General features: G+C 58.3%; 13 protein-coding genes. 2 read left to right on the top strand and 11 right to left on the bottom strand.

Going from position 1 to position 12,180, the window contains the following annotated elements; genetic code table 11:
* Positions 1-342 precede the first annotated feature (342 nt).
* Complete coding sequence (locus tag AC1DTN_RS32130; protein WP_113325186.1) at positions 343-1,236, bottom strand: NAD-dependent epimerase/dehydratase family protein; 894 nt, start codon at positions 1,234-1,236, stop codon at positions 343-345.
* 109 nt (positions 1,237-1,345) lie between these two features.
* Here AC1DTN_RS32130 and AC1DTN_RS32125 point away from each other — a divergent pair, with 109 nt between their 5' ends.
* Both AC1DTN_RS32125 and AC1DTN_RS32120 read left to right on the top strand, forming a co-directional pair.
* On the top strand, positions 1,346-2,158 hold the full coding sequence (locus tag AC1DTN_RS32125; protein WP_477924178.1) for an AraC family transcriptional regulator: 813 nt from the start codon (positions 1,346-1,348) through the stop codon (positions 2,156-2,158).
* A 165-nt stretch (positions 2,159-2,323) separates the two neighbouring features.
* Positions 2,324-3,151: a MipA/OmpV family protein gene (locus AC1DTN_RS32120; protein WP_477924176.1), complete on the top strand. Its 828-nt coding sequence runs from the start codon at positions 2,324-2,326 to the stop codon at positions 3,149-3,151.
* Positions 3,152-3,169: 18 nt separating this feature from the next.
* Here AC1DTN_RS32120 and AC1DTN_RS32115 read toward each other — a convergent pair whose 3' ends face one another.
* The 10 genes from AC1DTN_RS32115 to AC1DTN_RS32070 form a co-directional block, all read right to left on the bottom strand.
* The gene (locus AC1DTN_RS32115; protein ID WP_442206603.1) at positions 3,170-3,526 is read right to left on the bottom strand and encodes an EamA family transporter; all 357 of its coding nucleotides are present in this window, start codon (positions 3,524-3,526) and stop codon (positions 3,170-3,172) included.
* Positions 3,527-3,531: 5 nt separating this feature from the next.
* Positions 3,532-4,635 (bottom strand): peptidogalycan biosysnthesis protein, encoded by a 1,104-nt coding sequence (locus AC1DTN_RS32110; RefSeq protein ID WP_442206653.1) that lies wholly within the window; start codon positions 4,633-4,635, stop codon positions 3,532-3,534.
* Between the two features lie 52 nt (positions 4,636-4,687).
* Positions 4,688-5,503: an alpha/beta hydrolase gene (locus tag AC1DTN_RS32105; protein WP_113325181.1), complete on the bottom strand. Its 816-nt coding sequence runs from the start codon at positions 5,501-5,503 to the stop codon at positions 4,688-4,690.
* On the bottom strand, positions 5,493-6,368 hold the full coding sequence (locus AC1DTN_RS32100) for a fatty acid desaturase family protein (protein WP_477924174.1): 876 nt from the start codon (positions 6,366-6,368) through the stop codon (positions 5,493-5,495). The genes AC1DTN_RS32105 and AC1DTN_RS32100 overlap by 11 nt, the downstream gene beginning before the upstream one ends.
* Entirely contained in the window at positions 6,365-6,715 is a 351-nt protein-coding gene (locus tag AC1DTN_RS32095; RefSeq protein WP_442206602.1) for a DMT family transporter, read from the bottom strand. The genes AC1DTN_RS32100 and AC1DTN_RS32095 overlap by 4 nt, the downstream gene beginning before the upstream one ends.
* Positions 6,712-7,665, bottom strand: a complete 954-nt coding sequence (locus AC1DTN_RS32090) for an arginase family protein (RefSeq protein WP_477924173.1) — start codon at positions 7,663-7,665, stop codon at positions 6,712-6,714. The genes AC1DTN_RS32095 and AC1DTN_RS32090 overlap by 4 nt, the downstream gene beginning before the upstream one ends.
* Before the next feature lie 4 nt (positions 7,666-7,669).
* Complete coding sequence (locus AC1DTN_RS32085; RefSeq protein WP_477924172.1) at positions 7,670-9,082, bottom strand: aspartate aminotransferase family protein; 1,413 nt, start codon at positions 9,080-9,082, stop codon at positions 7,670-7,672.
* A 12-nt stretch (positions 9,083-9,094) separates the two neighbouring features.
* Positions 9,095-9,781: an MtnX-like HAD-IB family phosphatase gene (locus tag AC1DTN_RS32080; protein ID WP_113325176.1), complete on the bottom strand. Its 687-nt coding sequence runs from the start codon at positions 9,779-9,781 to the stop codon at positions 9,095-9,097.
* Between the two features lie 87 nt (positions 9,782-9,868).
* A complete protein-coding gene (locus AC1DTN_RS32075) occupies positions 9,869-11,239 on the bottom strand; it encodes a sensor histidine kinase (RefSeq protein WP_477924171.1) in 1,371 nt (456 codons plus the stop codon).
* Positions 11,236-11,898: a response regulator transcription factor gene (locus tag AC1DTN_RS32070; RefSeq protein ID WP_113325174.1), complete on the bottom strand. Its 663-nt coding sequence runs from the start codon at positions 11,896-11,898 to the stop codon at positions 11,236-11,238. Before AC1DTN_RS32070 ends, AC1DTN_RS32075 begins: the two co-directional genes overlap by 4 nt.
* Positions 11,899-12,180 lie beyond the last annotated feature (282 nt).

The following is a 12,180-nucleotide window of genomic DNA, read 5'->3' as shown; positions in this document are numbered from 1 at the left end:
GGATCGGGGTGGCCGTGGTGGCCACCATATCAAGAGGACGTTAGAGATGAGATTAAACAAGAAAGTTGCAGTCGTTCATGGCGCGGGCGGCGCGGTGGGGAGCACCGTTGCACAAACATTTGCCAACGAAGGCGCCATGGTCTTTCTGGCAGGTCGGAATCCTGCTTCGGCAGAAGCAGCCGCATCGCGGATCCGGTTGAACGGAGGAGCCTTAAATTGGCGCAAAGCATCGCAGGAGAGCCTATAACAGCCGCCCGCCTCATGCAAAGTACCGAAGCGAGCGGCGACAATGCACATATCAATCCCACGGTTTTCTCGGAAGGAATTGCGAATGAAGGAAAGCTATCTTTGGCGCTCCCCAATCGTGTCCGCGATCATCACGTCAATCTCCTTCGCCTTCACGCCGAGGAGAGACTCCGTGTCCGAGGCGTCTAGCAGCAGCGGCCTTTCGAAGAGATAGCTCATCTCCACAAGCTCGTGCATGCCGAATTCTTCCATCTGCGCATGTGAGTACGTTCCGAGCGCGGGCGGCTCTTGACCGAGGAAAGCCGCGGATCTCAGGATCAACTCGCGGGGCGAGATATGGTGTGACGGAACATGGAACGCGCGATCCCATGCGCCCCTATATTCTGCAGCGGCCACCAACGTGCGTGCTACGTCCTTGGTGAATGACCAAGCATGCTTCGCGTCCAGGTCGCCTAGGAACGTGACGGGCTTCGACGCCAGAAGTGACGGCAGCGCCAATAGCGAGAAATATGTCACTGCTCCCTTCCCAAGGTAATCGCTCGCCCGTACCTCGATGGCGGGAACACTGGCCCGCAATGCCCGCTGCCACATGATGGTGCGTACCGTGCCCTTGCGAGAGCTGGGGTCGAGCGGTTGGTCGGGCCTGAGCAGTCCCTCAGGGTTCGACCCATAGCCATAGAGATTTCCGAGGACAATCAATTTTGCGCCGACATTCTCAGCCGCGCGAGTGAGACCATCCATGATCGGGAAAAAATCCGTCGGCCAGCGATCATATGCTGCCATCGCGCACATGAAGATCGCATCTGCCCCCTTACACACCTGCGTGAAAGCTTCCGCGTCGGAAGCGTCCGCCCGGACAGTCCTTACGTTCGTCTGATCCTCCAAATTGACGCTTCGGCTTGTGATCGTAACATCATGACCCGCGTCACCAAGTAGCCTCGCCGTTTCAACTCCAACCGGACCGGCTCCGACAACAACATAAGTGCTCATATCAACCTCTGCTCACCATTGCGATGAATACAGTTTGCAAAGGAGCAGATTGAAAATCGCGCCGTAATCGCCAAATTTTGAGCACGTTCCGCCAATCAAGGAGGGCACCGTGAACCTGCATTCCACCGCATATCAGTCGGGTAGCGTATCGATCGCGTCTCTCAAAATTGGGGCCGGAAGCTTTCTTCTTCCGGAGGCGGATCCGCACCGCGTTGCTGTTCACGCGAGCCCCGCGACACGCTCCTACTGTGGTCAGGTGAACAGACACTTCGTGCGTCGCGCAGGGGACATAGATGTGCTGGCTGCAGGAGAGCTTGGCGGATTCGATGCTGAGTCCGCTTTTGACACAATCATATTGAGCCTTCCCAAATCGCTCCTCCAGGACGTCGCTGACAGTGCCGGTGTAAAAGGACCCGGCCGGCTCCAGACGCGCCACCTCCTCCGAGACGAGCAGATCGAGCACCTGACGCGTGCAATCCAGGCAGACTACCAAGCTGGTTCGCCAAGCGGACCATTGTACGCGGAGAGCATTGGCATCGCGATAGCGGTGCGCCTATTGGGCCTTGAATGCTCGGCTCCCGCCATTGAGCGTCGGCTGTCTGATGCTCAGTTAAAGCGGGTGATGGACTTCATCGAAGAACAGATTCAAACCAGCTTGAGCCTCGACACGCTGAGCAGAGTCGCCGGTGTCAGCAATTCGCACCTGCGTACCTGGTTCAAGGCCGCGACCGGTTTGACCGTACATCGCTATGTGCTGCATCGTCGAATCGAAAGAGCTCGTGCATTGTTGGTCTCGACAAACCTCAGTATCAGCGAGATTGCCCATCGAACAGGCTTTGCACATCAATCCCATCTCGCTCAATGGATGCGACGCGAGATCGGTCAAACCCCGTTCGGGTTGAGGCGAGCCAGCGCGATGTAACGAAGATGATTGGCAATTTCGAGACAGTCCGCGTCGCCTCCGCGGCGACCAATGGAATGATAATCGCGCAGGTGACCTATTGACTAGCCTCGCCTTGCCAGCCATTTTCGGCTGCATCGTGGTGCCTAGGGGTGATGCTTTATCCGGAGAGCAATCTCGTTGAGAATGAGAGCCAAGAGGCTTACGCTTTTTTCTGTCGCCTTGGGGGTGCTGTTGACTGCGTCGCTAGCGCGTGCCGCCGATAGCGGAGACACGCCCAGCCACCCCGATTCCGGCACCTGGATCGTGACATTGGGTGCAAGTGTCGAGTACGGCCCAAAATTTCCGGGCTCGAAGCATGATGGCTTCAGCGCCTTGCCCTCTTTCGATATCAGGCGTTTCGACGAACCGGATGAGCACAGCGCGCCGGACGACAATATCGATTATGGCCTTATCGACTTCGGCGGCTTCGAAGCGGGTCCGGTAGTCGGTTTGCGCGACAGCCGTTCGCAATCCGATGATGACCGCTTGAAAGGCATCCACTCGGTGGATTGGGACGTCGATGCCGGGATTTTTGCACAATATTGGGCGATTCCGAACCAGCTTCGATTCCGCTCCGAAATCCGTCAGGCCCTATCGAATGGCAGCGGTCTCGTCGTCGATATCGGCGCCGATTGGTTCCAGCCGCTCGGCGACAGATGGCTGCTCTCGGCCGGCCCTCGTGCTTCGTTCGGCAACGGCGCCTATATGCGGACCTATTTCGGCATTTCGTCGAGCGAAGCTTTGCAGAACGGCGCCCTACCCGCCTTCGATGCAAAGGGCGGCCTGAAGTCGATCGGCTTTACGGTTTCCGCCGCCTATAATGTGACCCCGACCTGGACGCTGCAGATTTATGATCGCTTCGATCGCCTGACCGGAGATGCGGCCAACAGCCCGATCACATCGAAGCTCGGCAGTGAGAACCAGAATGTGATCGGCATCTCCCTCACCAAGGCCTTCAACGTCAGCTTCTGAAATCCGTCATTCAACCGCTCAACTGGCCGGTCTCGACGCCGTTGCGATCAACCAGACACCGACCAGGATCAGGAGGCTGCCCGCAAGCCGAAGCAACGGCAATGGCTCGCCAAAGGCGAGCCAGGCAACGCCCATGATGAGAACATAGCTGATGGCCGAGAGCGGGAAGGCCTTGCTGAGATCGAGCTCGGAGAGCACGCTTATCCAGATGGCAAAGCAGACGATCTCTGCGACAATCGCCGCCAGGAACCAGTGTGACGACAGAATATCGACCAACCAAGCTCCGCCCGCTCTGCCCGCATCGACGGCGCTCTGCTTCAGCAATATCTGTTGCGCCGTGTTCAGGAGCGGCACCATCAGCCAGATCGGCCGCATCGTTCTCACTCTTGCACCTCGCCACCATCGTCTGCGGCAAAAAGCGGCGAGACCGTCTTGAGGATGAATTGCAGCAGTGAATTGGAATGGCGGAAATACATCGCATTTGCCGTCAGGCAGCTTCCAAGCCGAACCTTGTTGCGATAGTAGGCCTGCCCGCTCTGATAGCGGCCCATGCGATGGCTCAGGCAATATTCGATATTGGCGAACCAACTGAGATAATAGAGATTGTAGGTCCTGCCCTTCTGACCGTCCATGCAGAAGAACTTGTCGACCAACCTGTCCTCGTCGTGGATCAGCAGATTGGCAGCAAGCAGTTCGTCGCCCACAAAATACATTGCGCAAAAAGATCGGCCCGGCATGCCTTTCAGCACCCCTTCAAAATAGGCCGGCGTCAGTTCTTCGAACTGTAATCCGCTCCGCTCGCGCGTCTCACGATAGAGCTGCATGACGCGCGGCAGAAGATCACCGAATTCCGTGCGGTATTCGACCCGCACCTCCTGCCGGCTCCGCAGTTTCCGACGCATATCCTTGCGGGTTGCTGTAGACAGGGTGGCAAAATAGGCCTCGATCGTACCGAACCTGATGTCCATCCATGCTGTCGGCAGTCCGCCGATCTCGGCGTAACCTCTCGCCGACAATACCGGTTCGACGCCTGACGGAATAGGGTAGGACAGATCCTTCAGCGCCGTCAGCGAGCAGCCTTCCATGCGCGCATGCGCCTCGAAAGCGTCGAGGAGTTCCGTAAAAAGCGCCGGCCGGCGGGACTGGGCGATATCAGGATGAAAGCCAATGGAAGCCGTCTCAGTGCAGGGTGAGCCAAGACAGGCGAGGCGGAGCGTCAGGAAGCCGCTGAAGATGCGGCGGATGCTTTCCACCGCCTTCCGGAAACGCCCGGCCTCCAGCGTCGTCTCAAGGGCGTAGCTGCAAAGGAATGCCGGCATGGCGGCAACAATCTCGTCGTCTTCGCGCACGACCGCATAGCGCCACTCAAAACCCTCGATACTGGCTTCCTCGACCGCGAGCAGATAGTCATAGGTCTCGACCTCACCAGGGAAGCAGGCGTTCCACTCATCGCGGTCGAGCATTCGAATGCTCGGAACAATCATCGCCGCCACGGATGACGTATCGCTTGAGACCTGCGCTTCAGGTGACCGCACTTTAAGCGCTTGCTGCTGCATATTCTGCCTCGAAGAATTCCGCTGTCATATCAGCCACCCGCCTGTGCTGCCGATCGAGATGGATCATGTGATAGCTGTCGTCGAGCCAGCGTAGCTCCCGGCGCCCGCCAATATGCGCGGCGATATACTGGGCATGCGCGGGGCCGCTGAGATCGTCTTCGCGCGAATGGAGGATCAGGGTCGGTGTCCTGATGTCGGGAAGCCGCGCTTTCAACGTCCGGCCAAGCTCATGCATTTCGATCAGGCCGCGGCCGGGAAAGGTTTCGAGCATGCCCTCGCCTGTCATGCCGGCCACCATTCGGCGCATGCGCTCGTCCTTGATGCCGAGGGAGGCCGTCTCGCGAAAATTCAGCCGGTCGATGAATGGGATAAACGAGATCCAGCGAATGTGCGGAGAAAACAGCGAATAATAGCGCGGCACGTCCCATCCATCGTAATGGAAACAGGGCGAATAGACGGCGACGGCACGGATCGACATGGGATTGCGATCGGCTGCCATCATCGCCAGCTTGCCGCCAACGCAAATTCCGGCGGCAAAGACCATATCGCTGCGTTCGCAAAGCCAACCAGCCGCCGTTTCGACGCTGCCGAGCCAGTCCTCCCAGCGCGAGCGACGGAGCGCCGCTTCGTCCTCGCCGTGGCCGGCCAGCAGCGGGGCGTAGACGCTGAAGCCGCGGCGATGGAATTGCCTCGCCACAAGCCGCATTTCCGCCGGCGCCCCCGTCAGCCCATGAACGAGGATGACGCCCTTGCCGTTCGTGCCCTCGAGAAAGAAGGAAAGACTGTCAGCCGACATGCGGGAATTCTCCCTGCTGGCGGTTCTCCTTCGCCATGAAACCCAGAGCATGGCAAGTGCTGATCACATGTGTGCCCGCCGCCTCCTGCTCCTGCTTGATCTGATCGTGGAAGGTCCTGAGCTTCGTCCAGTGCATCTTCGGGCGGTAGTGATGTTCGGCGTGATAGCCGTTGCCGAACCAGAGCCAGTTGTAGAAACCGTTATGGCTGCTGACGCCCCAGACGATGGGGACATCGGGGTCGCCGTTCAGATGCTCGTAATAGCCGTTGAGGGAGGACAGGCAGTTGCCAAGATAATAAAACGGCAGGAAAAAGAACGCCGCTCTCCAGTCGTAGATAAGAGCGAAGAGGACGAAGGCAAAGAATGACACGAGCTCGATGCGCCCCCATCTCGCATCGAATGGCCTTTTTTTTGCAATCGCTCGATGGATGTCGCCGACATCATCGCGAAAGAAGCTGAGAAAGGTATAGGAGAAGACATTTTCCGGCGCGCCGTTCTTGCCGTGCTTGTAGATCGACAGGAGGTCGACCGTCTCGCCGTTCTCGTTGGGACGGTCGCTATTGCCGGAATGGTGACGCATATGCACCCAGTGATAGTAGACCTGCGAAAAGCCGATCGTTACGGATTCGAGCAGGCTGAATGCGTAGTTCATCCACTTCGGCTTGAAATACGGCGTGTGGATGAAGTTGTGCGAGATGCTGTTGATGTTCCACGATATCGACACGGCATAGACCGCACCGAGCACCGCCGACAGCCAGAGCGGCCGGCTTTGGAAGCCGGCGATCAGATAGATGTTGAATGCCAGATGCGCTGTCGCGGCAAGCACCGGCACAATATCCCATTTCGTGTGCGCGAAGATTTTCATAGTCCCGTCGCTCCAACACAGACCACGCCGGCCGTCACCAGGACGATGCCGAGAGCGTGGCGAAGATTGATGGTTTCCTTGAAGATGGCGGCGCCCGCAAAAGCGATCGCCGCATAGCTCAGCGCCATCAGCGGAAAGGCCACCGACAACGCCACCTGTTCCAGCACGCGCGTCCACATCACCAGTTCGACTGCCCAGAAAACGATCCCGAGCCAGATGACCGGTTTCTGCATGGTCTCAAACAGCGCGCTCGCTGCGCCATACTTGAAACACAGCTCGCGGCCGGTTTCGGCAAGAATGCAAAAAGCAATGATGGCGAACGTCCATCCTGTCAGTCCCGTCGTCATGCCATCAGCTCCGACAGGACTTCGAGCAGTGCATGGTTTGCCGCGCTGTTGATGTTGCGGACAACTTTCATGTCGCGACGGCGGAAGGGCTGGTCGATCAGCACCTCTGCTTTCTTCATCGCGCGGGTGTAGAAATCGCCGCCGTAGTGCGGCGTCGAATAATCGCCGGTCACGTCTGCTCCGATGACGCGATACCGTTCACCGATTTCGCTGAGCAGCCAAAGGACGTAGGGTAGCCGCATGCAGCCCTGATCCCAATTGGTCACGGCATCGGCGTCGGAGAGAGCGTCCTTGTCGATCGTTACATAGACCGCTTCGGTTTGGATGCGGCCAAGAAGCCGGTCGAGGAAATTGCTCTCGCCGAGTTCCGATATCGATTGCCAGTGCAGGGCGCCGTCGATCTGGCTGAAACTCGGGCCGGAGCCGTAGTGCAGTTTCACTTTGCTCGGCGGATGCTGATAGGGATAGAGTTCCAGGCGGCCATCGGATAGCGGCATGAGATTGGCCCCCTTGCGCTCCGGCGACTTGAGATCGCGGCTGCAGACCCCGAGGGTTATCACTTTTTTGACCAGTGGCTGTTCGAGCGCTTTGTTGACCCAGGAACCGCAATGCATGCCAGGGTCGAAATGGACCCAGTCGGGGTGATTGTCGATATGGATGACGGTAACGGCTTTGCTGCTATTTTCCAGAGCCTGCGACAGAAGAAGAGCTGTCACATGATGGAAGTCGCCCGATCCCATGAAACAAAGGCGGGCGCCGTCACCGGCTGATGGCCGTGCCTTCGCCAGGTTGCGCCAGAGGGTATCAAGGTCCGGCCGGCGCCCCCACAGCCTGATGGCGCGGCCGCTATCCTTGGCCTCGACTTCGCGCGCCCCTGCCATCCGGCAGGAATGCACGAAGTCGGGCTGCAACTCCAACGCATCATCAAGATGGAGAAGGAGGAGCTGCAAGGTTCTACCTCCGCTCGGCGCGTGTCAGAAGCTGGTCGAGCAGCGAGATCGCAAGCTCGATCTCCTCGCGGGTGATCATCAGGTTCGGAGCAAGAGTGATGACGTTCTTGTGGTATCCGCCGACGTCGAGCACCAATCCATATTTCCTGCCATCGACCACAAGATCACCCTTCATGCCTTCATCCGCCATCCAGTCGAGCGTCGCCTTGTCGGGGGTGAAGCCATCGGGACCGCAGATTTCCATGCGAAGGGCAAGGCCAAGGCCATCGACATCGCCGACGATCGCATGCCGCGACTGCAGGTCCTTCAGGCCTTCGAGGAAATGCGCGCCCTTTTCCATCACATTCGCGCCGAAGTCGGTCTCAGACACCATCTTCAGCGTTTCGAGAGCGACGGCCGTGCCCATCGGGTTGCTGGCAAAGGTCGAATGCGTGGAGCCTGGCGGGAAGATCGTCGGGTTGATCATCTCTTCCTTGGCCCAGATGCCCGAGAGCGGATTGAGACCATTGGTGATCGCCTTGCCGAAGACGAGCACATCCGGCGACACGCCGAAATGTTCGATCGACCAGAGCTTGCCGGTCCGATAGACGCCCATCTGGATCTCGTCGACGACAAGCAGGATGCCGTGATCGTCGAGGACCTTCTTGAGCTCCTTGAAGAAATTCATCGGCGGAATGACATAGCCGCCGGTACCCTGGATGGGTTCGATGTAGAAGGCGGCATATTCCGATTTTCCGGCCTTCGGATCCCAGACGCCGTTGTACTCACTTTCAAACAGCCGCGCGAATTTCTGGACGCAATAGTGCCCGTATTCTTCCTTCGACATGCCCTTCGGCCCGCGAAAATGATAGGGGAATTCAATGAACTGGGCACGCTCGCCGAAATGGCCGTAACGCCGGCGATAGCGGTAGCTTGAGGTGATCGACGTCGCGCCGAGCGTTCGCCCATGGTATCCGCCCTCAAAGGCGAACATCAGGCTCTTGCCGCCGGTATAGTTGCGAACGAGCTTCAAGGAATCCTCGACGGCCTGCGAGCCGCCGACATTGAAGTGAACACGACCTTTCGAACCGAATTTATGTTCGGCATCCCGAGCGATCAGCGCTGCGAGTTCGACCTTTTCGCGATGGAGATATTGCGAGGCGACCTGCGGCAATCGATCCAGCTGCCGATGCGCGACATTGTTCAAACGCTCGTTGCGATAGCCGAAATTGACGGCGGAATACCACATCTGGAGATCGAGAAATGGCGTCTCGGCTGCGTCAAAGACGAATGAACCATCGCAGCTTTCGAAGAATTTCGGCTTCTGCGAATAGTGAACCGTATCGCCGTGGGAGCAATAGGTCTCTTCGAGCCGTCGCAGCTCGTCTTCGGAAGCGATGGGGTGCATGCTTGCAGCAAGTTTCAGGTTGGAACGCATGAAGTCCTCTTCTCACGCAGTTTTTGCCACGGGCAGCGCAACAGGCTGTCGTGACGGGCTGGAAAGGATGGCTGCGACACTCGCCTGGATTTCGGCGAAACCGCTATAGGGGATGAAAGGAAGGCAGTTCGCGCGGCAATGATCCGCAAGCTTGGCCTTGGCGAAGACAAGCTGCGCCTCGTGGGAGACGCAGAAGTCACTGCGGCCGTCGCCGATATAGATATGGTTGCCGGACGGCCTCACCTGGGCGCATTTGCACACGCCGGCGCCGGCAGCGCAGGCTGCGCTCTTGAACGGAAAGCCGAGATCGAAATCGGGCATAGTGCAAGCGTGCGGGCGAGAAATCAGCTTGTTTGCGATGATCTGAATGTCTTCAAGACCATGTTTGGCAAGGACCCGCCTGATAAAATGATCGACACCGTCGCTGACGATGATGAGGCTTAACCCGTTCTCTTCACAGAATGCCTTGAAAGCTCCGAAGGCACTGTCGATTTCGATCGTGTCCAGGAATGCGTCGATGTCTTCGTGTTTTGCCTGAAGCAGCTGGATCTGGCGGCGCATGCACTGGGCGGCTGTGATCCTGCCGTTGGTCCACTGATCTTCGATCTCGCGCCACTCTGGACGCGCGAAACGGTCCAGAACCAGATCGGTCACGTCTTCTTTCGATATGGTTCCGTCGAAATCGCAAAACACCTGCATCGCATGCTCCTTCAATGTGACGAAGCATTTAGCGTCGCTACCTGAAGGCGAGATGAGGCGAATGTGAAGCGAAACTGAATTGACCGCTTATGCGGCAGGAATATCGAGATCCACCTTCAGGCCGGATCCCCAGGCAGGCGTGCCGAGGCTGATCCCAATGTCGAGACGGTTGCCGATATCGGCGACGATCGGCAATCCCAATCCCGCGCCCTCCTCCCCGGCTCGCGCGTCAAGGCGGTTGAACCGCTGAAATGCGGCTTCTCGCTGTTCGGGTGGGATACCGGGGCCGCTGTCTTCAATGGAGAGGCGAAAGCCGCGCGAGCTAGGTTCGATGCGTACCTCGATGCGACCGCCGGCAGGGGAATATTTGATCGAATTGTCGAGGAGATTATCGATCATGACGCGCAGCAGGGCACGGTCGGTCAAGACTTGTGGGTCGTGGGTTCCGACCAGCCCGGCATTGAAACCGCGGCGATTGAGCATGACCCCAAAATCCGCCAGGGCTGCCGCCGCAATCTGGCGCAGCGGCAACGCCTCCAGCTGCAGCGGCTGATGGCTGACCCGTGCAAGCCGCAGCAGCTGTTCTATGAGATGCATGGCGCGCTCGTTGCTGACAACAAGATCCTTCAGCAGGGCGGCGCGCTCCTCGTCGGAATCGGCACGATCGAACATTTGCAGAAGCAATTTGATGCCGGCCTGCGGTGTTCGCAGTTGATGGGCGGCAAGATCGGAAAAGCGCCGCTCCATTGCCAGCGAGTGGCCTAGCTTTCGCAAAAGGTTGTTGAGCGAGTGGACAAGCGGCGTCAGATCCCGCGGCAGTCTTCCCGTCGCAATCATCGACAGATCATCCGGCGTGCGGGTCCGGATCTGCGAGACCAGTCCCCGGACATTGGCAAGCCCGTTATTGATGGCGAGCCAGATGATGATGGCACTGACGGGCACAAGGACGAGCAGCGGAAAGGCGAGATTGAGAAGGATGTTATCGACAAGACCTTCCCGAAGGATGATCTTTTCGGCGACCTCGATGGTCACGTCGCTATTCGGGATCGGCAGAGAGTAGATCCGCCAGAGCTCGTTCTGATAGGTCACATCGGAGAAACCGGCCGAGAAGCGCTTGACCTCGGCTGGAAAGGCGTTGCTGCTGGCAAAGGCCAGCGCCGGCCCCTTCCAGGCGCGAAACGAATGGGCGTCGGCATAGTCGTCCGCGTCCTCGTTAAGCGCAAGCTGATTGTCCATATTGAAATCAAGATCCGGAACCTGCACCGTCGGCCTCGCAGTCAATCTTGTGAGGGGGTGCTTCATCAACGACCAGAGCACGTTGGCATCGTTGATCAACTGCGCATCGTAGATGTTGTCGATCTCGCGCGTTGCGCTGTGATAGGCGAAGATGCCGACGATGGCGATCGTGATGATGAGGGTCGGGAGAATGCGGAGAAAARGGCGTTGGCTGAGTGTCACTGCTGCCGCTCGACCATGTAGCCGACGCCGCGGATCGATCGGATGAAATCGGTACCGAGCTTCTTGCGCAGATTATAGACCGTCACTTCGATCGTATTGCTCTCGACCGAAACATCCGTGTCGTAGAGTGCATATTCGATATCGTTCTTCGTAACGTAACGTCCACTCCGCTCCATGAGGAGCCGTAACAGATGGAACTCCTTGGCCGGGATGTGAAGCTGTACGCCATTTCGACGCGCCACCATGGCTGAAGGGTCGAGCTCGACGTCGGCGCATCGAATGATGGTTTCGGTACGGCCCTGCCGTCGCCGGATAAGCGCACGCAGTCGGGCGAGCAGTTCGTCAAGGTCAAAGGGCTTGACGAGGTAATCGTCCGCACCCTCGTCCAGGCCGTTGACACGATCGCGCACGCTGTCAAGCGCTGTCAGCATCAGGATCGGGACGTCGTTGCCTCCCCTTCTCAGCGAACGGACAACCTCGAAGCCGCTTGCCTTGGGAAGATTGACGTCGAGGATCACACATCCAAATTGGCTGTCGCGCAGCGCATCGAGCGCCGTCTCGGCATCGCGGAACCAATCCACGCCATAGGCGTGCTTCTCCAATGCGCGTTTCAGCGAGGAGCCGAGAATGTAATCATCTTCGACCAGGAGTATGCGCACGTCCGCGTCCTTGCGATTTCAACTATCAACCTGCTTCTTCGGTCTCGATTGAGGCCGAAATCCGGGAAGGTTTCCGCGGGCTGTCCGAAGCCCTTCCACGCTACCACTCGGCATACGGCTCGAAGCAGCGAGGACGCCACCTCGTTGTTCAATGCCTTGACGCTCTCACGCCACGAGGGAACGCAAACTGTCCCAGCCAGCAGATTGCGGCTCGGCATTGTGTCAAATCAATGGAATTACCTCGCCGCTCACCTTGATGCGACAATTGCGCTAAGGGTCCCG

The organism is Rhizobium sp. 01T444 (assembly GCF_056398305.1).
Note: the sequence above shows the minus strand (reverse complement) of the source record. Positions and strands in the feature narration are given on the sequence as shown.